The sequence below is a fragment of the Hyalangium gracile genome (genome assembly GCF_020103725.1).
Classification (GTDB): Bacteria; Myxococcota; Myxococcia; order Myxococcales; family Myxococcaceae; genus Hyalangium; species Hyalangium gracile.
Genome location: NZ_JAHXBG010000011.1, coordinates 176,021 through 200,449 on the forward strand (window position 1 = coordinate 176,021; position 24,429 = coordinate 200,449).

17 protein-coding genes and 1 pseudogene are annotated in these 24,429 nt (G+C 70.6%); 11 read left to right on the top strand and 7 right to left on the bottom strand.

The window, feature by feature from the left end:
* Positions 1-4 precede the first annotated feature (4 nt).
* The gene (locus KY572_RS23390; protein WP_224245161.1) at positions 5-2,950 is read right to left on the bottom strand and encodes a CHAT domain-containing protein; all 2,946 of its coding nucleotides are present in this window, start codon (positions 2,948-2,950) and stop codon (positions 5-7) included.
* Positions 2,947-3,525, bottom strand: coding sequence for an RNA polymerase sigma factor (locus tag KY572_RS23395; RefSeq protein ID WP_224245162.1), 579 nt, complete (start codon positions 3,523-3,525; stop codon positions 2,947-2,949). The genes KY572_RS23390 and KY572_RS23395 overlap by 4 nt, the downstream gene beginning before the upstream one ends.
* A 247-nt stretch (positions 3,526-3,772) precedes the next feature.
* On the opposite strand from KY572_RS23395, the gene KY572_RS23400 reads away from it, so the two are divergent.
* Positions 3,773-5,032, top strand: a complete 1,260-nt coding sequence (locus KY572_RS23400) for an O-antigen ligase family protein (RefSeq protein WP_224245163.1) — start codon at positions 3,773-3,775, stop codon at positions 5,030-5,032.
* A 7-nt stretch (positions 5,033-5,039) separates the two neighbouring features.
* On the opposite strand, the gene KY572_RS23405 is transcribed toward KY572_RS23400, so the two are convergent.
* Both KY572_RS23405 and KY572_RS23410 read right to left on the bottom strand, forming a co-directional pair.
* Positions 5,040-6,107, bottom strand: a complete 1,068-nt coding sequence (locus KY572_RS23405) for a glycosyltransferase family 4 protein (RefSeq protein WP_224245301.1) — start codon at positions 6,105-6,107, stop codon at positions 5,040-5,042.
* Between the two features lie 114 nt (positions 6,108-6,221).
* Complete coding sequence (locus KY572_RS23410) at positions 6,222-7,442, bottom strand: hypothetical protein (RefSeq protein WP_224245164.1); 1,221 nt, start codon at positions 7,440-7,442, stop codon at positions 6,222-6,224.
* Positions 7,443-7,516: 74 nt separating this feature from the next.
* Here KY572_RS23410 and KY572_RS23415 point away from each other — a divergent pair, with 74 nt between their 5' ends.
* The 4 genes and pseudogenes from KY572_RS23415 to KY572_RS23430 all read left to right on the top strand — a co-directional run bounded on the left by KY572_RS23415 (position 7,517) and on the right by KY572_RS23430 (position 15,364).
* Complete coding sequence (locus KY572_RS23415) at positions 7,517-8,650, top strand: glycosyltransferase (protein ID WP_224245165.1); 1,134 nt, start codon at positions 7,517-7,519, stop codon at positions 8,648-8,650.
* 216 nt (positions 8,651-8,866) lie between these two features.
* Positions 8,867-10,261: an undecaprenyl-phosphate glucose phosphotransferase gene (locus KY572_RS23420; RefSeq protein WP_224245166.1), complete on the top strand. Its 1,395-nt coding sequence runs from the start codon at positions 8,867-8,869 to the stop codon at positions 10,259-10,261.
* 272 nt (positions 10,262-10,533) lie between these two features.
* Positions 10,534-10,776: pseudogene (locus KY572_RS48170) on the top strand (GspE/PulE/PilB domain-containing protein); the annotation flags it as partial.
* Between the two features lie 2,332 nt (positions 10,777-13,108).
* The gene (locus tag KY572_RS23430) at positions 13,109-15,364 is read left to right on the top strand and encodes a ribonuclease E domain-containing protein (RefSeq protein WP_224245167.1); all 2,256 of its coding nucleotides are present in this window, start codon (positions 13,109-13,111) and stop codon (positions 15,362-15,364) included.
* Positions 15,365-15,453: 89 nt separating this feature from the next.
* Here KY572_RS23430 and KY572_RS23435 read toward each other — a convergent pair whose 3' ends face one another.
* A complete protein-coding gene (locus tag KY572_RS23435; RefSeq protein ID WP_224245168.1) occupies positions 15,454-18,219 on the bottom strand; it encodes a vitamin B12-dependent ribonucleotide reductase in 2,766 nt (921 codons plus the stop codon).
* A 554-nt stretch (positions 18,220-18,773) separates the two neighbouring features.
* On the opposite strand from KY572_RS23435, the gene KY572_RS23440 reads away from it, so the two are divergent.
* Positions 18,774-19,157, top strand: coding sequence for a (2Fe-2S) ferredoxin domain-containing protein (locus KY572_RS23440; protein WP_224245169.1), 384 nt, complete (start codon positions 18,774-18,776; stop codon positions 19,155-19,157).
* Positions 19,158-19,221: 64 nt separating this feature from the next.
* Here KY572_RS23440 and KY572_RS23445 read toward each other — a convergent pair whose 3' ends face one another.
* Positions 19,222-19,932 (bottom strand): Bax inhibitor-1/YccA family protein, encoded by a 711-nt coding sequence (locus tag KY572_RS23445; RefSeq protein ID WP_224245170.1) that lies wholly within the window; start codon positions 19,930-19,932, stop codon positions 19,222-19,224.
* Positions 19,933-20,068: 136 nt separating this feature from the next.
* Positions 20,069-21,541 carry a hypothetical protein gene (locus KY572_RS23450; RefSeq protein ID WP_224245171.1) on the bottom strand — a complete coding sequence of 491 codons (1,473 nt, stop codon included), beginning with the start codon at positions 21,539-21,541 and terminating at the stop codon, positions 20,069-20,071.
* A 57-nt stretch (positions 21,542-21,598) separates the two neighbouring features.
* Here KY572_RS23450 and KY572_RS23455 point away from each other — a divergent pair, with 57 nt between their 5' ends.
* The 5 genes from KY572_RS23455 to KY572_RS23475 all read left to right on the top strand — a co-directional run bounded on the left by KY572_RS23455 (position 21,599) and on the right by KY572_RS23475 (position 24,423).
* Positions 21,599-22,192, top strand: coding sequence for a 2-hydroxychromene-2-carboxylate isomerase (locus KY572_RS23455; protein WP_224245172.1), 594 nt, complete (start codon positions 21,599-21,601; stop codon positions 22,190-22,192).
* 69 nt (positions 22,193-22,261) lie between these two features.
* Positions 22,262-22,702: a hypothetical protein gene (locus tag KY572_RS23460; RefSeq protein WP_224245173.1), complete on the top strand. Its 441-nt coding sequence runs from the start codon at positions 22,262-22,264 to the stop codon at positions 22,700-22,702.
* A 294-nt stretch (positions 22,703-22,996) separates the two neighbouring features.
* Positions 22,997-23,482: a hypothetical protein gene (locus tag KY572_RS23465; protein WP_224245174.1), complete on the top strand. Its 486-nt coding sequence runs from the start codon at positions 22,997-22,999 to the stop codon at positions 23,480-23,482.
* Between the two features lie 4 nt (positions 23,483-23,486).
* Positions 23,487-23,945 carry a hypothetical protein gene (locus KY572_RS23470; protein WP_224245175.1) on the top strand — a complete coding sequence of 153 codons (459 nt, stop codon included), beginning with the start codon at positions 23,487-23,489 and terminating at the stop codon, positions 23,943-23,945.
* A 100-nt stretch (positions 23,946-24,045) separates the two neighbouring features.
* Complete coding sequence (locus tag KY572_RS23475) at positions 24,046-24,423, top strand: hypothetical protein (protein WP_224245176.1); 378 nt, start codon at positions 24,046-24,048, stop codon at positions 24,421-24,423.
* The last annotated feature ends 6 nt before the right edge of the window (positions 24,424-24,429 follow it).

The following is a 24,429-nucleotide window of genomic DNA, read 5'->3' on the forward strand; positions in this document are numbered from 1 at the left end:
GTCCTCACTGAAACAGGAGGACGTACTCCACCCAGGAAGTGCCCTGGCGCTCGAGCCAGGCCAGCCGCTCATCGCGCAGCACCACTGCCGGGGTCTCTCCCGCGCGGATCCGCGCGAGAACCTGATCGAAGAAGGCGTTCGCCTCCCGGTTGGGGATCTGCTCCGTGGTGGCGAGGACGCTCCGCGCGCCCGCCTGGATGAAGGCCGCGGGCAGGCCGAAGGACTCGTGCTGGTACGGCGCCGTCTGCGCCGAGTAGCACGCCGCCAGCAGCACCACGGGGTGCCCGGCGAGTCGCACGTCCTGCAGGTCCCTCGCCGTCAGCGTGAACCCGCCGTCGTCACCCTTCGAGAGCACCAGGAACGAGCCGTCCGACACTCCGAGATCGATGAGCCCGTGGGTGTGGATGGCGATCTCCGTGGCGCTCGCCATGGCCTCCCGGACCCGAGCGGGCGTCGCCGCGGAGCCTCTCAGCAGCTCCGTGTTGCTGGAGGTGCCCACCTCCAGCGGGACTTCGAGCCGGGGGAGGTTGCGGCGCAGCTCCGTGGGGATCTCGATGTCGGAGACGATCAGGCGCCGCTCGGGACGCGGAGGCGCCGCCGGGGAGCCCGGGCCCACCCGGTAGGCCCACGCCAGCTTCGCGGGCAGCAGGCCCGGCTGTCCCTGGATGGGCGGGCGGGCCAGGACGTCCACGCTCTCGCAGGCGCTCAGCGCCGTCACCATCGGCTCGGGCACCAGCCCCTTCACCGTGCTGAAGGGCTGCTTGCGGCTGACGTCGTAGTGCCCGCTCGTCCTTCCCTGCGCGTCGCGCGCGACGATCAGGGTGCGCTCGTCCTCGACCGTGAGCCCCAGGGCGCAGCGGGAGGGCGTTGGTAGCTGCTGCTCGTTGGCGAAGAGCGCCAGCGCCTCGTCGTACTCGCCGTGCTTGCCCGCGTCGAAGAGCAGCGAGGTGTAGCTGTAGGCGCGAGCCTTCCGGCCGTCCGTGTCCGTGTGGGGCAGGGGCTCCGCCAGGGCCAGCGAGCGCCGCAGCAGGCTCTGGCCGAGCGTGCGGCTGCGCTCGAGCTCGAAGCGTCCCTCGATGTGCATGGCGAGCGCGGCCTTGCCCGGGCCCAGGGGGTTCTCCGCGCGCGTGGCCTCCAGCGCCAGGCGGAGGATCTCCTCGTCCTTCGGCTGGGGGCGCAGGCGGGCCAGGTCCGCCACCGCGAAGGCCCGCGCCAGGGAGGGCGGCGGCTGGGTGCACCCGGCCAGCTTGTCCACCTGCTTCCGGGCGCCGTCGAAGTCGAGCAGCTTCTGGTGGGCCATGGCTAGCAGCGAGTAGACGGGCTCCTGCTCGAAGCACTTCGCCGGCTGTACCCTCGCCAGGGACTCCTCCAGGTAGCCGTGCGTCAGCGCGAGCCGGTCCTCCATGTGGGCCGCGATCTGGCCCAGCAGCTGGAGCATCGCCAGCTCCTTGCCCCAGGCCCGGCCCCGCACGTTGAGCTGGAGCGCGGCCAGTCCGTGGCGCCGCGCATCCTGCAGCCGGTGGAGGATGTCGTAGACCGTGGAGAGCCGCTGCTCCACCTGCGCGCAGCGGAAGTCGAAGCGGAAGGTGCCCTGGCAGCGCTGGCTCGCGCTCAGCAACCGGGCCTCGGCGCGCGCGTACTCGCCTCGGGCCATCTCCGCGGCGGCCCCTTGCTCCTCGGCGAGCAGCTCGAACCAGGGGTCTCCCGTCGCCAGCGCCAGCTTGCGGTACTCGTCTACGGACGCCAGCAGAGTCGGGCTGAAGAGGAGCGCGCCCAGCAGGATGTCCTGCTCCTGGGACTGGCGGAGCCGATCGAGGAAGCCCGCGCGCTCCGAGACGGGCAGGGTCCCCAGCGCCAGCTGGCCATACGTCTCCGCCAGGGGCCGGCGGCGCGTGAAGTCCCGCCTGGCGACGGAGCTCACGTACGCGACCAGGTGCGTGCCGGAGTCGATCTTGTCCAGCTGCTCGGCCACCCCGAGCAGTCCCATCACGCGCTCCGCCGTGGGGGCCGCGCGGACGGCGTCATAGAGGTAGAGGCGCGACAGGCCCGGTACCTCGGAGATGTGCCGGGGCGTCAGCGGTGTGCCGTCCGCCACCATCTTCCGGCCCGCCTGCAGCACGCCCTCCCAGGACTCCTTCCGGATCCGCACCTGCTCGCGCAGCGCGGACGCGAGCCGCGTGGCCTCCTGGGCCCAGCCGGGCTCCTTCCGGGCCGCCACCTGCTCGAAGGCCTCGGCGGCTTGTAGCTCCAGCCCCAGCTCTCGCAGGGCGAGCCCCCGGTTCCACTGCGCCTGGGTGTGGCCTGGCTGGTTCTGGAGGGCGCGATCCGCCAACGCGAGCGCATCCTCGGCCCGGCCCTCCGCCAGCGCAATCGCGGCCATGTCGCTGTCCACGTCCGGTCCCGCGGGCATCCGGGCGAGGAACTCCGCCGCGCGCTTGCCGTCTCCACGGACCAGCCACGCCGCCGCGATGCCTTGGAAGTCCTGCTGCCGCTCCAGGGCCGCGAGGTCCGCCAGGGACGGAGAGGCACCGGCCGAGCCTCCCGAGCGCGGGACATCGTAGGGCCGGTGCCGATCCGCGCGCGCGTCGCTCAAGCGCGCCTCGAGGCCTCGCGTGGGCGCCTGGGCGAGCCACACCTCCGCCGGGACGCTCCGGGGCCGGCTGACGTAGACGACGGCGACCAGCGAGGCGGCGAGCGCCAGTCCTCCACCGATCATGAAGGGGCTCGCGCGCCGCCACCCGGAGGCCGGGCGTGGGCGCGATAATGGGACGACCTCCGCTTCCTTCGGGGTCCCCAGGAGCCGGTCCGCCCGCAGCTCCATCTGCACGGCGTTGCTCAGTCCGACCTGGCAGCGCTCGCAGGAGAGCAGGTGCTCCTGGAAGCTCGCCGCCTCCTCCGGGCTCAGCTCTCCGTCCGCGAAGCGGGAGAGGTTCTCGCAGGGCGCGCTCATTGCCAGCCAGCCTCCTGCTCCTTGCCTTCGCCGGAGACCAGCGGCGTGAGCAGCTGCTTGAGCCTGCCTCGGGCCTGGTACAGCCACGTCGCCACGGTGCCCATGGGCACTCCGAGCTGGCGCGAGATGGCCTGGTACTTGTGCCCCTGGGCGTGGAGCACGTAGGCCGAGCGGTGCTTCTCGTCCAGCCGGTTGATGGCCTCCTGGAAGGCCGCGTCGGGCACGCGCTCCCAGGCCTCCCGCGCCGCGCCCTCGAGCGACGTCTCCTGCTCCTGTACCGCGCCGAGCGTCTGCTGCGCCCGTGCCTCGGTCTTCCGCCGCCGGCAGTGGTCGAGGAAGCGGTTCGTCAGCGTCGCACCCAGCCAGGCCTCTCGGGCTTCCACCCCTTTGTCCTCCAGCCGCTCGAAGTGGACCAGGGCGCGCTCGAGCGTCTCCTGCACCAGGTCCTCCGGATCCATGCCGCTGGTCCCGCAGAGCCTCCGCGCGATCTTCAGCAGCGCGGGCCGGTGCGCCTGGATGAGCGCTTCGGTGCGCCGCCGCTTCTCGTGCATGCTGTGCAGCGTGCTCTCGCTCAAGGAGGCCCCGGTCCCCCAGCGAGCATCTATCAAGTCGTCATTGCGAGGCGAGATCATCCGCATGCCGGCACGCCCGAGTGCGTGAGGAGGGTGGTTGCTACAGGCCGTCTGGAAGACGGGGAGCGGCGGATTTCTTTTGGGCGGGGATTTTTCGAGCCGTTTTTCGGCCCAGGGCCACGTTGACGCACACGCCGGGTCCTGGCGGTGCCGGCTGGACAGGAGCCCTTGCCTCTGGAAGAGGGGAGACGTGCGTCGCGCCGTCACCATCGTCCTGGCCGTGTGGGCCGTCGGGCTCGTCCTCGCGGAGGGCCTCCTGCAGATCTCCGCCGGAGCGGCCATGCTGCTGGCGCTGGTGCTCGCCGTGCGCAAGGCGCTGCGCCTCGAGCCCGATGTCCGGGCCTACGTGCGTGCCGCCCTGGCGCTGATGGCGTGGCAGCTCGTCTCTCCCGCGGTGGCGCTCGTGACGGGCGCGGCGGAGCGCTGGCCTCGCGGGGCTCGCTATGGGCAGGCGCTCGACACGGTGGCCACGGCGGCGGTGGCTTCGATCGGGACGGTGGGTGTGCCGTGGCTGCTGCTCGGTGGACTGGTGGCGGGCGGGTGGTTGCTCTCCTCGGCGCTGGGGCTATTCCAGCACTTCGTGCTCTGGGAGTGGGAGCCGCCGGCCTTCCTCAAGCTGAACCTGTCCCGGCTGCAGGAGAACTTCGGCACGGAGGAGAAGCCGCGCTACGCCGCCGGAGGCTTCCTGTTCCACCGGCTGCGCTTCTCTCATGGCGCCATCGCCGTCCTGGGGCCGGCGCTCGCCGTGCTGGCGCGGGGCAGGGTGGCGTGGCGCAGGGTGCTGGCCGGGGCGGTGGTGTGCGCGCTGCTGCTCGCGCCGTATGCGGCGTTTGCTCGCGCCGCGCTGCTGACCGGGTTCGCCGTGTGCGTGCTGGCGCTGCTGCTACTGAGCCGAGGCACGCCTCGCAAGGTGGGCCTCGCCGTCGCGGCGGCGCTGGTGGTGCTGGTGGCGGTGACGCCCGCCTGGCACGAGCGTCTGGGCAAGGCCGCGGAGAACCTCTTCGGCGGGGAGCGGTCGCTGGCGATGTCCGTGGGCTGGCGGCTCGTGAAGGCGCACCCGCTGGTGGGGGTGGGCTTCGGCAACCACAAGCCCGCCGCGCTCGCGACGCAGGCCGAGACGGGCATCACGGAGTTGCTGGCCACGGACGCGCACAACCTCTGGCTCACGACGTGGGCCGAGACGGGGCTGGTGGGGCTGGTGTTGCTGGCGACGGCCCACCTGCTGCTCGCCCGAGCGCTGGTGCGCAGGCACCGCGCGGGCTCCTTGCTGGCCACGGGCGCGCTGCTCTCCTTCGTGGGGTTCCACATCCTCTCGCTGGTGCACTACCTGCCGTTCCACCCCAGCGTGCACCTGTCCTTCTCGTTCATCTGGGGCCTGGGCCTGTGCCGGGGGAGTGAAGGGCTCGGCCTCCCTCGGGACGAGGGACAGCGCCGCCCGGACACGCCCTGACGGTGCGTCACCTGCCGGACCGGGGCTTCTCCAGCACCCGCCGGTAGACGGCGAGGGTGCGCCTGGCGCAGTCGTCCCAGGTGTAGCGCGAGGCTCGCTCCCGGCCCTTCTCCACCAGGCTCTTGCGCAGCCGGTCGTCTCTCAGGAGGCGGAGCACGGCCTCGGCCCAGGCCTGCGGATCCTCCGGAGGCACCAGGAGCGCCGCCTCGCCCGTGACTTCCGGAAGCGCCGAGACGTTCGAGGCCACCACCGGACACCCCGCCGCCATCGCCTCCAGGGCCGGCAGCCCGAAGCCCTCGTAGCGCGAGGGCAGCAGCAGCGCCTCCGCCGCGCCATAGAAGAGGGGCATCTCCTCCTCGGGCAGCTCCGCCAGCTCCACGGTGGAGTCGGGGAACCCCAGCTCCTTCGCCGCGCCCTTTCCCGCCAGCAGGACGATGGGCATGGACAGCCGCGGCGCGAGCTTCGCCAGCAGCCCCAGGTTCTTGTGCGCCTTGGGGTTGCCGACCGCCGCGAGGTAGCGCTCGGGCAGGCGGTGTCGCTGGATGAAGTCCCGGGCCTCGGAGGGCGCCGGAGGCTGGTAGCGCTCATCCACTCCCGGCGCGATGACCTGGAGCCGGTAGGGCGTCAGGCCCAGGTGTCTGGCCAGCTCGTCGCGAGAGAACTCGGACACGGTCAGCAGCGCCGAGGCGCGCTTCCCCCGAGGGCCGACGATGAGCCGATAGTAGAGCGAGTGGATGGGGCTGTAGTTCTCCGGCAGCGCCAGGTGGTTGGCATCGTGGAGCGTGGCCACGAGCCTTCCGTTCCACAGCCCCGGCAGCGAGAACGACGTGGCATGGAAGATGTCCGGGGCGAGCTCCAGGAGATCCGCCAGGAGCATGGGCTGCTCCAGGACGGGCGCCAGGAAGCCCGCGCGAGCACAGCGCAGCGGGATGGACGGCGTGAGCGCACCCAGGTCCCGGGGAAGGCCCTCGGGAGCCACGAGCCCCATGAAGGTCAGGTCCGGCGCGAGCGCGGGCAGCCGGCGCGCCAGCTCCAGCGCATAGCGTGCGATGCCGTGCATCCGGCCACGGACCATGCGCAGGTCGATGAGGATCCTTGCCACACCCTACGGACTAGCACACGCGGCGCCAAGGTGGGGTATGGCTCGTACGGCCCCCGGAGTCCCCAGGGGCCGGGGAGGGGAGGGCGCTCAGGGAATGCGCTTGAGGGTGAAGCGGGAGTTCACCTTCACGCCGCCCGCGCCACCGCCCATGCCTCCCATCGCCATCTCGGAGGCCAGGGTTCCGCCCATGTCCAGCAGCCGGCCGGCGGCCACGTCGAACCCGCAGGTGACGTCCACGTCCATCTTCACCCCGCCCATCGGCGCGTCGCCCGCGGCCATCGCATCGTCCGTCGGAGAGCCGCTGCCCATGTTCATGCCGCCCATGTTCATGCCGCCCATGTTCATGCCGCCCATGCTCGGCATGTTCATGCCGCCCATGTTCATGCCGCCCATCTCGGAGCCCTCGGCCTCGACGTCAGCGCCACCCAGCTCCTCGCTGTCGGACGGCGGCGGGGCGGCGGCGGCCTTCTTGCCCTTACCGCGCGGGGGAGTGGCCTTGGCGCCCTGCTCGGAGACCGTCACCTCGTTTCCGTCCATCCGGGTCCGGAGCTTCGCGACGGTACCCTCGAGCGAGGCCAGCTCCACGCGGATGGTGCCCTGCGGCATCGCCACGGTCGCGCTCTTGCCGGGCTCCATGCTGCCCTCGGGGAGCACCATCATCTCGAAGATCTGCTTGGGCAGCACGTCGACGCCCGGATCCTCCTGCTTGATGACCACCTTCTTGAGCGCGGGCGGGCGCTCGGTCGTCTTCATGGAGGCGGTGATCTTCCCCGTCTTCGGATCCACCGAGGCCACCAGGTCGACCTTCTGATCTCCCAGGGTGGTGGAGGTCGAGGCGCTGTTCGGCCCCAGGTGCGCCTTGTGGACGCCGACGAACATCTGCTCGTCGCGCATGTACACGGTGACCATCTGGAAGAACTTCGCGCGGCCCTTGCGGTCCACCTCGGCCTTCACCACGCGCGCGGCGGGAGGGATCTTGTCGAGGGTGGCGACCTTCGTGCCCTCCTGGAAGAAGTCCAGCTTCTCCACGGTGAGCTCGACATCGGCGGTGCCGTCCTTCCGGACCGCGAGCACCTTCTCGGTGAACGTCGTCTGGAGCTTCATCCGCATGGCTCCTCCGCCCATCGCCCCCATCCCGGGCATCCCCGGCATGCCGCCGCCCATGGCCATCTGGAACGTCGTGTCGTCCTCGTAGCTGAAGCGGTGCTTGTCGCCCTTCTTCCACTGGTAGTTCAGCTCCACCGCGAGCGCGGAGGTGGACACGAACAGGGAGAGACAGGCGGCGAGGACACGGGACATTCGAGGCATGAAGTGAAGCTCCAGGAGTAGGGAAGCGCGCGGGAGTCTGTCTGAGAGCGGAAGCCGATGCTAGAAGAGCCGCCGTGAAGGTCGCCCTCGTCCATGACTGGCTCGTCACCCTGCGCGGCGGTGAGCGCGTCCTCGAAGCCCTCTGCGAGCTGTTCCCCCAGGCTGACGTCTACACCCTCCTCCACCAGCCCGGGACGATGCCGCCCGCCATCGAGAACCGGCGCATCTACACCTCGTTCCTCCAGCGCATCCCCGGCATCCATACCCGCTACCGGCACTTCCTCCCGCTCTTCCCGCGCGCCATCGAGTCCTTCCACCTGCGGGACTACGAGCTCGTCCTCTCCTCCAGCCACTGCGTCGCCAAGGGCATCCGCAAGCCGCTGGGGGCAAAGCACCTCGGGTACATCCATGCGCCCATGCGGTACATGTGGGATCTCTTCGATGACTACTTCGGGCCGGGCCGCGCCTCACTGCCCGTGAGGACGGCCGCGCTGGCCGTGAGGCCCTGGCTCCAGCACTGGGATCGGAAGACGGCCGCCGGCGTCGATCGCTTCCTCGCCAACAGCCGCAACATCGCCACGAAGATCCACCGCTTCTGGGAGCGCGAGGCGGGCGTCGTCCACCCGCCCGTGGATCTCGAGCGCTTCTGCGCCGACTCCCTCGAGGGCACGGGCCGGGGAGGGTACTTCCTCTGGCTCGGCGCCTTCGCTCCGTACAAGCGGCTCGACATCGCCCTGGAGGCCTTCCGCACCCTGGACGCGCCGCTGTGGGTCGTCGGCTCCGGCCAGGAGGCCTCGAAGCTCACCTCCAGCCCGCTGCCGCCGCACATCCGCTTCCTGGGCAACGTGCCGGACGCGGAGGTGCCCGCCCTCTACCGCAACGCCCGCGCGCTCCTCTTCACCGGCGAGGAGGACTTTGGCCTCACCCCGCTGGAGTCCCAGGCCACCGGCCGCCCCGTCATCGCCTACGCCAAGGGCGGCGTGCTGGAGACGGTCACCCCGCGCACCGGCCTCTTCTTCTCCGAGCAGACCCCCGCCGCGCTCGCTGCCGCGGTGCGCCAGTTCGACGCCTGGGAGGCCGACTTCCGTCCCGAGGAGGCTCGCGCCCAGGCCCGCGGCTTCTCCAAGGCTGCCTTCCAGCGCGGCATCATGGCGGAGGTGGAGGCGCTCCTCCGCTCGCCTGCCTCGCCTCGCGCCGCTCAGCCCTGACAGCCCTGCCAGAGGGCCTCTGCTTTTCCGAACCGGCGAGTCCTCCCGAACCCCCCACCGCACTGGAGGGCATGTGGGCAAGCCCTTGGTTTCACGGGCCTTTCCGTGTTAGGAGGCCCCCGCGCCCCGGGGTGTCTGGCGGAGGACATCTCTTCCAGGCAAGGTGCGAGACTTGCAGCGACGGGGCCCCGTTCGGCAGGCCACAGGAGTCCAGGCGTGTTCAGTCGTCTCCAGCGCTTCTACACGTCCATCAAGGTCGCCACCGACATCGTCATGCTCACGGTGGCGTTCTGTCTCGCGTACGCCACGCGCTTCATCGGCCTGATCCCCGTCACCGATGGCATCCCGCCGCTGGATGAGACGCTCGCCTCGCTGCTGATGGCGCTCGTCATCTTCCCGCTCACCTTCCACCAGTCCAACCTCTACACCACCAACCGCTCGCGCACCCACATCGGAGAGCTGTTCGCGGTCTTCAAGGCCTCCATCACCGCGACGCTCATCCTCGTGGCGCTCACGTACTTCACTCGCGAGCGCTACTCGCGTCTCACCCTGGCGCTCTTCCTGGGCTATGCGCTGGTGCTCGTGTCGGTGACGCGCCTGGTGCTCCGCCTGGCGCTCTCCGAGGTCCGCCGCCGTGGCTACAACCTGAAGACCATCCTCGTCATCGGCGAGGGCGATCTCGGCCGGCGCGTCGTCGAGACGGTGCGCGATCACCGCGAGCTGGGCTTCCGCGTGGTGGGCGTGCTCGCGCAGGACCTGGAGAAGGCCCGCCGCAAGGTGCGTGGCGCTCCGGTGATCGGCCGGGTGGAGGACGTGGAGCGGGTGCTCGACGAGCAGCCCGTGGACCAGGTCATCATCGCGCTGCCGCTCGAGCAGCAGGCCGTGGTGAAGCAGCTCATGGAACTGCTCGCCCTGCGCACCGTGGACGTGAAGGTCGTCCCGGACCTCTACCAGTACATCACCCTCTACGGCGGGCTGGAGGAGTTCGGCGGCCTGCCCATCATCAGCCTCCAGGGCGATCCCATGGATGGCTGGAGCCGCATCGGCAAGCGCGCCTTCGACATCCTCTTCTCGCTGGTGGCCATCGTGTTGACGGCGCCCATGATGGTGGTGACGGCGCTGATGGTGAAGCTCACCAGCCGAGGCCCCATCCTCTACAAGCAGGAGCGCATGGGGATGGACGGCCGCACCTTCCACATCCTCAAGTTCCGCACCATGCGCATCGACGCCGAGGTGACGGGCGCGAAGATGGCCAGCGCGGATGATCCGCGGCGCACGCCCATCGGCACCTTCCTGCGCAAGTACTCCGTGGACGAGCTGCCCCAGTTCTTCAACGTGCTGGTGGGCGACATGAGCCTGGTGGGCCCGCGCCCCGAGCGCCCCGTCTTCATCGAGGAGTTCAAGCGGCAGATCCCTCGCTACCACCTGCGCCACAAGGTGAAGGCCGGCATCACCGGCTGGGCGCAGATCAACGGCCTGCGCGGACAGACGTCCATCCAGAAGCGCATCGAGTACGATCTCTATTACATCGAGAACTGGTCGCTCTTGATGGACCTGAAGATCCTGGTGCGCACCGCGCTCGGCGGCTTCCTCTCGAAGAACGCGTACTGAGCGGCCCTGTCATGCCTACACGCGGTTACCTGCTCGGGGACGGACGGCGTGTGAAGTCCAGCCTCTCCGCAGGTTTCAGCTCGGGCTGAAGCGCTCAGGGCCCGAAGGAGTGCCGCGCATCGTCATGGAAGCCGTCTAGAATCGCGCTCCTCATGGCGGAAAAGCTCGGTGCGATCCTGGTCCGGAAGGGCCTCATCAATGCCGGTCAGCTCGACGAGGCCCTCAAGGCCCAGATGATCTATGGCGGTCGACTGGGGACCAACCTCGTCGAGATGGACTACCTGGACATCGAGACGCTGGGCAACGTGCTCTCGGAGCAGTGCCGCAGCCCCCAGGCCACGATCGCGGAGTTCGAGGCCGTCACGGTGGCCACGCTCAGCGTCATCCCCGCGGCGCTGGCCGAGAAGCACTTCGTGTTCCCGCTCGCGGTGGACGGCCGCAAGCTGAAGCTGGCGATGGCCAGCCCCTCGGACATGGCGGCGGTGGATGAGATCTCGTTCACCACGGGCCTGCGCGTCATCCCCTGCGTCGTCCCGGAGCTGCGGCTGTACCTGTACCTGGAGAAGCGCTACGGCATCGTCCGGCCCGAGCGGTACATCAAGCTGGATGGGGACGCTACCCGGACTGGAGCTGGAGCCCGGCTCCCAGGAGGAACTCCCGTCACGGCGTCCGCGGGGGCGGCGGCGCCTCCTCGTCCCGCGCCTCCTCCGGCGGCGGCCAAGCCCGGAGGCATGTTCGGCGGGCTCGAGCCCGGTCAGTTCCTGAGTGACGAGTCGGGGGGCAACGAGCTCGCCCTGGAGATGCCCTCGCTGGATCAGGTCCAGGTTCCCACTCCGACGGAGGCCGAGGCCTCCGAGCGGGACTCGCTGGGAGGGCTCGCGCCGGGGCAGTTCCTGAGCGGGGACGATGACGATGGGAGCATCGACGCGGGGAACATCTCCCTGGGCAGCTTCAAGCCCTCCGCGGCTCCTCCCGCGCCTCCGGCTCCCGCGGCTCCTCCGGTGGCGCCAGGGCGGCCAGGAGCTCCCGCGGCGCCTCAGGGGGCCGCGGCTCCGCCCGCAGCGGGGGCTGCCCGTCCCGCCGGGGCTCCGTTGCCTCCCGCTGCCTGGAACTCCATGGCGGGCTCGGGTGCTCCGCAGGGGGCTCCGGGTGCTCCGGCCCTGGATCCTCGGATGCAGGCGCCTCAGGGGCCGGCCACGCGGCCCGGGATTCCGCAGCAGCCGGGCACTCCGATCGGCACGCCCGTGATTCCGGCCGCGGCGCCTCCCGGGGGGGCACCCTGCGGCAGCGGCTCATCCTCCGGCGGCGGCTCATCCCGCCGGGCCTCCGCAGCCAGGCGCGCCGATGGCGGGTCCGGGCGCCGTTGCCCATGCGGCCCAGCAGGCCCAGCAGGGGCGTCCAGGGCCCGCGACGATGGCGGGAGTTCCGCCCGCGGCGCAGCCTGGGGCTCCCGGGGCTCCGCCTCAGCGTCCTCCCGCGCCGGCTATGCCTCAGCAGCCTCCCGCGGCGGCCATGCCTCAGCAGCCTCCCGCGGCGGCTCTCAGGCCGCCGACCCTTGCACCTACTCCGGGGCAGCCGTTGCCGGCAGGGGCCGTTCCGCCCGCGGCTCGGCCTTCCGTTCCGGGCCCTGCCACCCAGGTCCCGCTGCCCGCCCGTCCGACCCTGGCGGGAGTGCCGCCCGGTGCTCCACCGACACAGCATGGGGTGCCGCACGCGCAGGTGCCGGCTCCGCAGGGTGCCGCTGGAGCGCATCCCGCTTCCCCGGGCGCGCATCCGATGCCCACTGGAGCGCATCCCGCGTCCGGGCATCCGGGTGGACAGCCCGTGCCGCCGGGCGCTCACCCCCCGCACGCGGCACCGGGGGGTGCTCCGCAGCTACAGCCGGTCCCTCATGCCGCGCAGGTTCCTCCGAGCATTCAGCACCTGCCGCCCGGCATGACCCATGCGCCGATGCCGCCGGGCGCGCAGCAGATGCCCGTGGCGGGAGGACAGGTTCCGCAGGTACCGCCGGGAGCTGCTCGACCACAGATTCTCGGGGCCGCGCCCGTGCCTCAGTCCGTTCCGACGGGAGCCGCTCCGGGGGCCGTTCCTGGAGCCCTGCCTCGGGCACCTCAGGTCGCCGCGCAGCCGAATGCGGGAATGCCGCAGAGGCCCGCGACGATTGCGCCGATGCCCCCGCAGCCCGCTGCCGCGCCGGTGCCTCCCGCACGGCAGACCTCCGCGGGCATTCCGGTGGTGCCTGCTCAGTCGGGGACGCCTGGAGCCCCTGGCGCGCCCGTCACGCAGGTCCCTCCAGGTGCGATGGCGAGGCCCACCGCGCCGGGAGTGGCGGGGCCCCCGGGTGCTCCCGCACCCCAGATGCCGGCCGGGGCCACCCGACCGCCGATCCCCGCCACGTTGCCAGGAGTGGCCGCCCCCGCTGGACAGGCTCCCGTGGGAGCTCACTCGCCGGGAGCGCCTCCGCCGGGCCTTGCCGCGCGTCAGTCACCCCAGAGCCGGAGCGGTCTGCCGGCCGTGGGCGCGCCGCCCGTGGCGCACCCGTCCGCGTCGCCCGTGCTGGCACCGCCTGGAGCGCCCACCCAGGCCCAGGCGGTTCCTCCCGCGATGCAGACTCGCCCCCCGGTTCCTGTACCCACGGGGCCGGCCGCGGGCCAGCGCCCGACCATGGCTCCGGTGCCGCAGGTTCCCGCGCAGCCTCCGGTTCCGGTTCCTCCTGGGATGGCTCCGGTGGGAACTCCGGCGCAGCGTGCCGGTTCTCTGACGCCCGCGGCGATGCCTGCCATCCCGAGCGTTCCGGCGGTTGCGAGCATGGCGCCTCCGCAGATCGCTCCCGCAGCTGCGTCCGCGATGCCGCGAACCGCGCCTCCCATTCCTCCCGTCTCCGGGACGCCCGCTCCGATGGCCCAGCCCGCGCCTCCTGCCGCCCGGCCGTTCCCGGCGGCGGGCCCGGCTGGAGACATGGCGGCTCGCGCTGGAGCACAGGCGGGCCCACCCGCCGCGGCGAGGCCACCCGCGCGAGTTCCTCCCGCGCCGAGCAACCCCGTCCCCGTGGCGCTCTCCATGGACCAGTCCAGCCCGCTGGATGTGCTGACTCCGGCCAAGGCAGGGGCGGCGCTCGACGTCGATGACGTGTTCGAGCCCGATGCGGAGCTCGAGGCGGTCGAGGAGTCTCAGTCCTCCGCACCGTCGCTCTCGGTGCCCTGGGACACGTCTCCGCCCGTACCCGAGAAGGCGGAGAAGCACGCGGCACCGAAGCCGGGCGTCGCGGCCTTGGAGAGCCCCAAGCCGCCATCGGTCAAGCCGGTGGAGGCTCCGGTCCTCGCGGCGGAAGAGCTGCCTGCCGAAGAGCTCACGCTCGAGTCGGGCGAAGAGCTGGCCGAGGAGCTGCCGGTCGATCTGTCTGAAGCGGCGCTTGCGAAGCCCGCGGTGAATCCGTTCGACGAGGTCGCCCCGGGGGCCCCGGAGCTGCCGGTCGAGGAAGTCTCCGCGGAAGAGGCCCCCGAGCTGTCGGCCGAGCCCGTGTCGGCGGAGGCCCCGGTGCTGTCCCCTGAGCCGGTGTCCGGGGAGGCCCCGCTGCTGACCGCCGAGCCGGTGTCCGGGGAGGCTCCGCTGCTGAGCGCCGAGCCGATGTCCGCGGAGCTCCCGGTGCTGACCTTGGAGCCAGCGCCTGCGGAGGCGCCGGTGTTGTCGGCCGAGCCGGTGTCCGGGGAGGCTCCGCTGCTGACCGCCGAGCCGGTGTCCGCGGAAGCTCCGCTGCTGACCGCCGAGCCGGTGTCCGCGGAGCTTCCTGCGGTGTCGCTCGAGGAAGTATCCGAGGAAGCCCCCGAGCTCTCCGCCGAAGCGGCGTCCGAGGAGGCCGCCCCGGAGCTGTCTGCCGAGCCGGTCTCGGTGGAGGCACCGGTGCTGACCGCCGAGCCAGTATCCGCGGAGGCTCCGCTGCTGACCGCCGAGCCGGTGTCCGCGGAGCTCCCTGCGGCGGTAATCGAAGAGGTGCCCGAGGAAGCACCGGAGCTGGGGGCCGAGGCGGAGCCCGCGGAAGCCGCCATCGCCTCGAGCGAGGAGGTCGTGGCGGAGGCGCAGGTCGCGAAGGTCGGAGAGCCGGTCCCCGAGGCCTCGAGGCCGGCGCTGGACCTGGCCGAGCTGCCGCCTGCTCCCGAGGAGCCGATGCAGCTGGCGGCGACCTGGGAGTTCATGGGGATGGCCGAGTCCCAGGCGAGCACCCACGCGAGCACCCACGCGGCGAAGGTCGAGGAGCGAGGGCTGGAGCTGGATACCGCGGTTCCGCCGATGCCCGACTACACCGGCACGCCCCAGGACGAGGTGGCGCTGGCGCCGACCTGGGACTTCGTGCCGCAGTGGCAGCCTCCGGAGGAGGCTCCAAAGGCCGAGCCGACCGCTCCGGCCGAGCCTGCTCCCGAGCTCGCTGCCGAGGAGCCCGAGTCCGCCGCGATTCCGGCCGCCAGCGCGAGCGAGGACGTCACGGCCACGGGCAAGTACGGCATCTCCAGCGCGCAGCCCGCGATGACAGGCAAGTACGGCATCGCGACCGCGGAGCCCGAGCACGAGCCCGAGCCCGAGCCCGCCAGCGAGCTCGGGATCGAACGGGGCGACAGGACCGGCCTCTTCGGAGTGTTGAGCGAGGAGCCGGAGGAGCCACCCGCCGCCGAGGTGCAGCCAGCCGCGAGCCCGGCGATCACCACGACCAGCAAGTACGGGATCGGCACGGGTGAGCCCGCCAGGACGGGGAAGTACGGCACGGTGAGCGCTGACGTCGTGTCGACGGGCAAGTACGGCATCGGGCTCGCGGACCCGTCGGGCACGGCGAAGCCCGGGAGTGGAGCGGCCGCCCCCGCCGCGCCTGTGGCCGCGCAGCCAGGCCCCTTCGACGATCAGAGCTGGGATCAGCTCATCGGCTCGGCGGAGCCGGAGCTCCCCGCGGAGCAGGCTCCCGCCGAGCCCCAGGAGGCGGATCCCTTCGCGGAGTTCGCGGCCGAGGCCGCCCGGGCCAAGGCCCCTCCAGCTCCGGCGCCCGCGCCAGCAGCTCCCGCGGCGCCCCGGCCTGCCCGGCCCCTGGGCCCGCAAGGCGGAGGCTCCAAGGAGTAGTCCTCCGCCCGGCGCGCTCCGGGCCCTGAAACGACGAAGGGCCCCGGAGCCAGGCTCCGGAGCCCTCGCGTCACCCGCTCACGGGTGGCTCAGCTGCAGCCGCTGGTGGCGCCGCAGTTGGAGCACTTGTAGCAGGCACCGCTGCGCACCATGATCGCGCCGCAGGTGTGGCAGGGCGGGGCGTCCGCCTGGTTGAGCCAGGTGCTCTTCGCGGTGGACACCACCGGCAGCTGCAGGGCCGCCTGCGCGGGCTTCGCCGGAGCCTCCTTCGCCTCGAGCGCCACCTCGGCCTCCTCCGCCTGCTGCTTGGGCAGGAACTTCAGCTCCAGCCACCGGAAGATGTAGTCCGTGATGGACTTGGCGATCGGGATCGCCGGGTTGCCGGTGAAGCCGCTCGGCTCGAAGCGGGTGTGGCAGAACTTGTCCGTCAGCACGTGCAGCGGCACGCCGTACTGGAGCGCTAGCGACACGGAGGTGGCGAAGCTGTCCATCAGCCCGCTCACCACCGAGCCCTCCTTCGCCATGACGATGAAGAGCTCGCCCGGCGTGCCGTCCTCGTACATGCCCACCGTCAGGTAGCCCTCGTGGCCGCCGATGGAGAACTTGTGCGTGATGGACTGCCGCTCGTCCGGCAGGCGCCGGCGCACGGCCTTGGGCTCCGGCTTCACCGCCGGCTCGGGCTCCACCGCCGCCACCTTCGTGTCCTTCACCTTGTCCTTCGAGGTGTTCAGCGGCTGCGTCCGCTTGCACCCGTCGCGGTACACGGCGATGGCCTTCAGCCCGCGCTTCCAGGCCTCCAGGTACGCCTTCTCGATGTCCTCCACCGTGGCGTTGGACGGCATGTTCACCGTCTTCGAGATGGCTCCCGAGAGGAACGGCTGGCACGCCTCCATCATCTGGATGTGGCCCATCCAGCCGATGCTCCGCTGGCCCTTGGCCGGCTTGAAGGCGCAGTCGAACACCGGCAGGTGCTCGGGCTTGAGGTGCGGCGCGCCCTCGATGGTGTCGTGCTTGTCCAGGTACCCGATGATGTCCTGCGCCTGCGTCTGCGGGTAGCCCAGCTTCTCGAGCGCCAGCGGCACCGTCTGGTTGACGATCTTCAGCATGCCGCCGCCCACCAGCTTCTTGTACTTGATGAGCGCGATGTCCGGCTCGATGCCCGTGGTGTCGCAGTCCATCATGAAGCCGATAGTCCCCGTGGGCGCCAGCACCGTCACCTGGCTGTTGCGGAAGCCGTGCTCGGTGCCCTGCGCCAGCGCCTCGTCCCAGGCCGCCTTCTGCGCCGCGTACAGCTCCTGGCTCACGCCCTCGGGCGCGATCTGGTAGGCCGCCTTGCGGTGCTTGCGGATGACGCCCAGCATCGGCTCGGCGTTCTTCGCGTAGCCGGCGAAGGCGCCCTGGCGCTCGGCGATGCGCGCGCTCGCGGCGTACGCCTGCCCGCACATCAGCGAGGTGATGGCGCCCGCGTAGTTGCGGCCCTCCGTCGAGTCATACGGCAGGCCCGTGGCCATCAGCAGCGCGCCCAGGTTGGCGAACCCCAGCCCCAGCGGCCGGTAGTCGTGGCTGTTCCTGGTGATCTTCTCGGTGGGGTACTTGGAGAAGCCGACGATGATCTCCATCGAGAGCAGCACCACGTCCACCGCGTGCCGGAAGGCGGTGACGTCGAACTCGCCGTCGATGGTGCGGAAGTGCATCAGGTTCAGCGACGCCAGGTTGCACGCCGAGTCATCCAGGAACATGTACTCGGAGCAGGGGTTGGACGCGTTGATGCGCGCGGTGTTCGCGCACGTGTGCCAGGCGTTCACCGTGCTGTCGAACTGCAGGCCCGGATCGCCACACAGGTGCGCCGCCTCGGCGATCTCGCGGAACAGCTCGCGCGCCCGGAACGTGTCCATGGGCCGCCCGTCGCGCACCGCGCGCGTCGTCCACGCCCCGTCGTCCACCACCGCCTTCATGAACTCGTCGGTGACGCGCACCGAGTTGTTCGAGTTCTGGAAGAAGACGGAGGAGTACGCCTCGCCGTTGAAGGACGGATCGTACCCGGCCTCGATGAGCGCCCAGGCCTTCTTCTCCTCCTGCGCCTTGCAGCGGATGAAGTCCAGGATGTCCGGGTGCTCGGCGTTGAGGATGACCATCTTCGCCGCGCGGCGCGTCTTGCCGCCGCTCTTGATGACGCCGGCGAACGCGTCGAAGCCCTTCATGAAGGACACCGGGCCGGACGCGGTGCCACCGCCGGCCAGCAGCTCGCGGCTGGCGCGCAGGCTGGACAGGTTGCTGCCGGTGCCCGAGCCGTACTTGAAGAGCATGCCCTCCGTCTTGGCCAGCGTGAGGATGGACTCCATGGAGTCATCCACCGAGTTGATGAAGCACGCCGAGCACTGCGGATGCGCCTCCACGCCCACGTTGAACCAGACGGGCGAGTTGAAGGACGCCTTCTGGCGCAGCAGCAGGTGCGTCAGCTCCGCGTGGAACGTCTCCCGGTCCGCCTCCGAGGCGAAGTAGCCGCCCTCCACGCCCCAGGCCGTCACCGTGTCCACCACGCGGGCCACCAGCTTGCGCACGCTGCTCTCGCGCTCGGGCGTGCCCGGGGTGCCGCGGAAGTACTTGGACGCCACGACGTTCGTCGCCAGCATGGACCAGGACTTCGGCACCTCGATCTGCTTCTGCTCGAAGACGACGCGCCCGTCCTCACCGGTGATTCCCGCCGAGCGGTACTCCCAGGCCAGCTCGTCCGCCGGATCCACCCCGGGCGTCGTGAAGAAGCGCTTCACCGTCAGCCCGCCGGAGGCGCTCTTCGCCTTCTTGGCCGCCTTCTTCCCATTGATTGCCGGCTTCGAAACCAGATCCTTCTCCATGGACCGACCTCCGGTGCTGCTCGGGCGTTTCACTCAAAGTGTGGATGCAAAATTTTGCAGAACCCCTCAACCCCGCGAGATCCCTAGGGGACCTGCTGATCGGCCTCGGACAGCGCCGAGCGAACGGACAGGGGACTGCTGGACCGGGACAGCAGCTGCCAGGCGCTCGAACGGAAGCCAGTGAGGGGAGCCCACCCGGTACAGAAGCTGAACCCCATATCCTGTGTCCCTCACTGTCCTGCCCCCAATATGTAGGGGTGTTGCCTGGGCCGCTACCACCTGCTGCTCGCCGGGACCGCGACCGGCCAGGGCAGCTGGGGGGCGCGTTTCTAGTGCCGTTTCCCGGCCGAAATCAAGGTGCGTCGCGTGGAAAGTATTCATGTGGCAAGCCATGTATGGTCACACTGCGGAGCTGAGTCTGATCACAAGCGGATATTTGCTGTGAGTCTGCTCACGGATCCCACCTGTGCCTAGTCCCCCGCCGGCGAGCGGGGAGGGGGCAGGAGCGGGCGGTGGTCGCTTTCGGACAGGGTGTGCGTTAGGAGGAGAACGCCATGCCTCCTCCATTCCAGCGCCATGTCTTCGTGTGTACGAACCGCCGCCCCGATGGGCACCCCAAGGGGTGCTGCGCCACCAAGGGCAGCGAGGAAATCCGAGCCGCCTTCAAGACGGAGCTGGAGAAGCGCGGCATCAAGGGGCAGATGCGCGCCAACGCGGCCGGCTGCCTGGACACGTGCGCCTTCGGCCCCTCCGTCGTCGTCTATCCGGAGGGTGTCTGGTACGGGAACGTGAAGCTGGAGGACGTGCCCACCATCGTCGAGGAGCACCTCATCGGCGGGCGTCCGGTGGAGCGGCTGCTGATGAAGTTCCAGGCCTCGAAGAAGGAGCCGAAGCTGGTGGAGCTGCAGACGCCGGAAACGACGAAGGCGGGGAGCTGACGCCGAGCGCCAGTCTCCACCGCCTCCGGTACCGCGAGGGCTTCAGCCCTCTTCTTCCGTGAGACTAGCGGCGGCGGCCGAACAGCCGCAGCAGCGCGAGGAAGAGGTTGATGAAGTCCAGGTACAGCGTGAGCGCGCCCACGATGCTCAGCGAGGCGACGGAGCCGTAGCCGCTGGCGGCGTGCATCTGCCGCAGCTTCTGCGTGTCATAGGCCGTCAGGCCCGCGAAGACGACGACGCAGGCGCAGGAGGTGACGAAGGACATCATGTCGCTGCGCAGGAAGATGTTCACCACGCCGGCGACGATGACTCCCACCAGGCCCATGAAGAGGAAGGCGCCCCAGCCGCTCAGGTCCTTCTTGGTCACCGTGCCGTAGATGCTCATCGCGCCGAAGACGCCACCCGTCAGCAGGAAGGCCTCGCCGATGGAGCCCGCGGTGTAGATGAGGAAGTAGATGGACAGTGTCATCCCGGTGAGCGCCGCGTAGCCGATGAACATCAGCCCGGCCACCGCGCCGGACAGTCGGGGCGCCAGGAACGAGAGCGCGAAGACCAGGCCCAGCTCCGCCAGCAGCAGCGGGATGCGCCAGGTGAGGGCCACGTTCAGCAGCGCCTCGTTGCTGACGGTGACCACCGCCATCACGCCGGTGATCCACAGGCCGGCGAACATCCAGCCATACACGCGCGACATGAACGCGCGGCGAGACTCCTGAACGAGGACGGAGTTGGCCTCCTCCGAGGAGGTCGTCTGCCATCCATTGGTTTCCCACGCCATGTGTGCTTCGTCCTTTCCGGCGCCGGGAAGGCCCCGGCGATGCCCCCCCCTTATAACGTGAAGCGGGGGGGCCGCGCGCCATCCACTGGCGCACGGGCGCCAGCCGGGCTGTCGCGCTGCTCGTGGATTCCGTGGCTCAGATGGCCTTCCAGGCCATGAGCAGCTTGTGGGCGACCTCGGTGGTGATGAGCGGCAGCACGCCGCCTCCGCCCATGATGTTGACGATCTCTCCCATGGAGCCCCGGCACACGCCGCCCCAGGCCGGCTGCTTGGAGAGCCCCACCGAGGCATACGCGGAGTAGTCCACGTAGAAGGACGTGGGCAGCGCGCCGGACTCGGTGCAGACGAAGTGGTCCTCGGGCGTCGTCTGGACGAGCTCCTGCACCACGAAGCCGCCGCCGGTGGTGTCCGTGGCGGCGCGCTCGCACAGCTCCGGCCACGTCAGCGGGCCGCCGTAGAGCGCCTGGGTGCGCTCGTTGTACGGGACGCTGCCCACGGAGCGTCCGAGGAAGACGGCCTTCCCGCCGTAGTCCCAGGCGCGCTTGAGGACGAAGCGGCTCGGCTCGGCGGCCACGGCGGCCACCAGATCGTCCAGCGCCTCGCCTCCGGGACCCACGCCGGGGCCTCGGCGGAAGCGCCGTGTCCAGGGCACGCAGTCGCGGATGGCCGCCAGCTCCTCGGGGCTCAGGCCCGCGCCCTGCGCCAGCTCCGGATCAGCCGCGGCCTGCGAGAGCAGGGCGAACGTCGTCTTCACCTCCATGTGCGTCGAGGGCGGGTTGAGGAAGACGGCCTTCCTGCCCGGCACCGTCGCCAGGAAGTCCTCCAGCCAGGGCGAGGGCGTCTCCTCCAGCCGCCGCACGAAGAGGTGGCGGTAGACCAGATCGTACTTCTTGCCGTTCACGATGAAGGCGTCGTCTCCGGACACCTCGTCCGGGTGGACGACGTCCGCGTCCGCGCCGAACTCCCGGAAGCGCTCGGCCAGGTAGCGCAGCTCGGTGATCTGCGCGTCGTTGCGGCGGCAGAGCAGGGCGATGGTGTCCGGCAGCTTCCCGCGACGCTCAAGGGCGTACCCGTCCAGCAGCGCGCGGTAGAGGGCCAGGGCGTTGCTGCCGTTGAGCGTCAGCAGCGCGTGGATGGCCTTCTCGGGGTAGCCGAAGTGGCGGGCCACCACCTCGAGGAAGGTGCGCGCCGCGATGTCCGAGTAGCCCTGCATCGCGGGGATGGTGGTGTTGATCTCCAGCGCGCGGGGCTGGTTCGCCGTGTTGACGAAGAAGTCCACGCGCGTGTTGGGCAGCCGGGCGAGCTGCTTCCAGGTGCGCTCGGCGATGGAGCGCTCGAGCGGAGACAGCGCCCCGAGCAGCACCTCGCTGGAGGCGCCGTTGAGCACCGCGTCGCCCATCTTCAGGGTGGCCGAGCCCAGCCGGGCGGCCAGCTCGGAGCGGCGGCGGATCTCCGCGGCGTCCAGGATGACGGGGGTGGCGGTGACGGGAATGGGGATCGTGGTCCCATCCTTCTGGGTCACTGCCAGGCCTCGCTGGTAGGCGGTTTTCGCCAGCTCGGCGCCGAACTTGGGAGCCTGGAACCGCAGCACTTCTAAAAGTTCATTCACGGGGATAGATCCTCTTCACACCCCTGGACCCCACGAGGGCCAGAAGGAGCACGACAGATGGCCAGGACGCTCGAGTTCTTCTTCGACTATGCCAGCCCCTATTCCTACCTGGCCTCCGCGCAGGTGGAGGCGCTGGCGAAGCGTACCGGAGCCGAGCTTCGCTGGCGCCCCTTTCTCCTGGGGGCCGTCTTCAAGGCCACCGGCAACGTGCCACCCATCAGCACCGCGAGCAAGGCCGCCTATCTGGCCAAGGATCTCCTGGACTGGACGCGCTACCTGGGCCTGCCGCCGTTCCAGATGCCGGGCACCTTCCCCATCAACTCGCTGAAGGCCAACCGCCTGGGGCTGGTGGCCGCCGAGCAGGGGCGCATCGCCGCGTTCTCCCACGCCGCCTACCGGGCCGCGTTCGTCGACGGCAAGGACCTGAACGAGCCGGGCGTGCTCGCGGAGCTGGCGCGCGCGGCGGAGCTGGAGCCGCAGCAGGCGCTGGCCAAGGCCGAGTCCCAGGACATCAAGGACGCGCTGCGCCGCAACACCGACGAGGCCATCGCTCGCGGCGCCTTTGGAGCCCCGACGTTCTTCGTGGGGGAGGAGATGTTCTTCGGCAACGATCGGATGCAGTTCGTGGAGCGTGCGCTGGGCGGGGGGTGAGACGCACCTTGCACCGCGCTTGGACCTGGCTTACAAACACAATCGCAGTTCATCTTGGAATTCGTGGACGTGAGCCTTTCTGCCCATCATCCGGAGTGGAGCCCCCGGCGCAGGCGCGTGTTGGCGCTGCCGTTCGTGGTGCTCTGCGCCGTGGTGTACCTGGGCAGCGCGATGCACTTCGCCTTCGTCCAGCACTCCACGTGCTTGGAGCATGGCGAGTCCATCCACGTCGATGAAGACCAGGGGGCCGTGCAGCCTCGGCCGGTGGAGGTCTCCTTCGCCGACGAGCGCGTCACCCAGTCCAGCCAGAGCGTCGCGGCCTCCCACGGCGCCGACGCCCACTGCGCCCACACCTTCTTCCGCCGGGAAGGGCTGGCCCCCACGGCCAGCGTGCCGTTCGAGGCGGAGGTCGCGATCGAGCCTGGAAGGGCTCTCGCCCCGCGGCAGATCCACCCGGAGCCCGTCGCCCGGCTCCGTCTGGCGCCCAAGTCGTCTCCTCCGCTGTCCTGAGCCACTCGGAGCACGTCCGCCGTGCGGCACCCGTGTGCCGTACGGGGGGGATCCGGCCATCGCCGTCACACGTCCCTGGGCCCGCTCAGCGCGTGAGCCTCGCGGCGTGTGTCCCCCTCGGCTGACGTGAGGCTCCGCCGCGCGTGGGCTTCGTCCGCGCGCCAGCGCTCCGTCCCCAGCTCTCCATCTCCCCGCTGTCGCCCGTCGTGCGCCGATGCTCCTGCCCGAGCAACGCGGTGCGCGGGGGGCGTGCTGATGCCGTACCGCCGTACCAACCCGTGGAGTCACACACACATGAAGATGAAGCTTCTTTCCGCTGTCTTGCTGTCCGCCGCGCTGGTCGCCGGTTGCGGCGACGATGAGGAGAGCGTCGATGCCGACGCTTGCGAGCACCTCCAGGAGGGGCCCTCTTCCTCCCTCACGGCTTCCACCGACAACACCGGCGCGCCCGCGGTGAGCAACGATCATCGCCGCTATGACATCGCGCTCATCGACGCGGTGAGCGGCAAGGGCGGGATCGTCTCGTTCGCCGTGTCGGAGGCCGCCGACTACACCGTGTACCTCAACGGCGCGGTGCCGGTGACCGTCAAGACCGCGAACGGTCAGACGATCGAGCCCGAGGTCAGCGGCACGGGCTCCTCCGAGTGCGACGAGATCAAGCGTCGCCACACGTTCGCGCTGCAGGTGGGCACGCACACCCTCAGCTTCGGTCCCACCACGGAGACCTCCGTCGGGCTGGTCATCGTCGAGGCGAACCATGAGCACGACCATGAGGACTGAGCGCATGAAGACGACGATCCTGCTGCTCGGGCTGCTGGGGCTGGTGGCCTGCGCGAAGTCTCCGTCCGCGGCCCACCCGGAGCTGGTCTCGGCCCACGAGAAGATGGAGGCCGAGCACCAGGCCATGGAGGCCGCCCACGAGAAGATGGAGGCGGACCACAAGGCCTGGAGCGACGAGCACGACAAGGCGAAGGGCTCCGCGGCGGACGCCGAGCACGACGCGCTCGAGGCGAAGCACCAGCAGCTCCTCGAGCGGCATGGCGCGGTGATGGAGAGCCACAAGCAGCTCGTCGAGCAGCACGGTCAGCTCGAGACCACGCACGGGGGTGACACCTCGGCGGCGTCGAGCGAGCACGAGCGCATGCAGACCGAGCACGAGCGGATGCGCGCGGAGCACGAGGCCATGGTCCGCGAGCACGAGCAGATGCGCGAGGACCACCAGCGGATGCTGGGCGGTCACTGAGACCTGGTTGTAGCCGGGGGGAGGTGCTCGCGCCTCCCTCCCGGATTCCCGAGGCGGGCTCGTGCCTGCCTCTTCTCGCGGTTCTTCCTGGAGATGACGCATGGGTAGCTTCCAGCAGTTCCTGAACGACAAGCAGATCGACACCAAGGTCCTCAAGCGCCTGTCGGCGCAGCTCGAGGCCCACTCCGAGGACGACGTCGCCCTGGAGCGCAAGCGCTGGGCGAAGCGGCACGACAAGGACACCCAGGGCAAGTCCTACGCGGAGCTCGGCATCGCCAAGCCGAAGAGCGGGCGGGGCGTGAGCGAGCAGCAGCTCCGGGCCGCGATCGCGGATCAGCCGCTGCCTCCCCGGGTGCGCGGGAAGATCGTTCGCGCGGTGAACGCGCTGCTCACCAAGAAGGGCGGGGAGCAGGTGACGCACGCCGCCCTCTTCGGGGACACGAAGCCTCGCAAGGGCGTGAAGCCCAAGGCGAGCTGAGGCTCC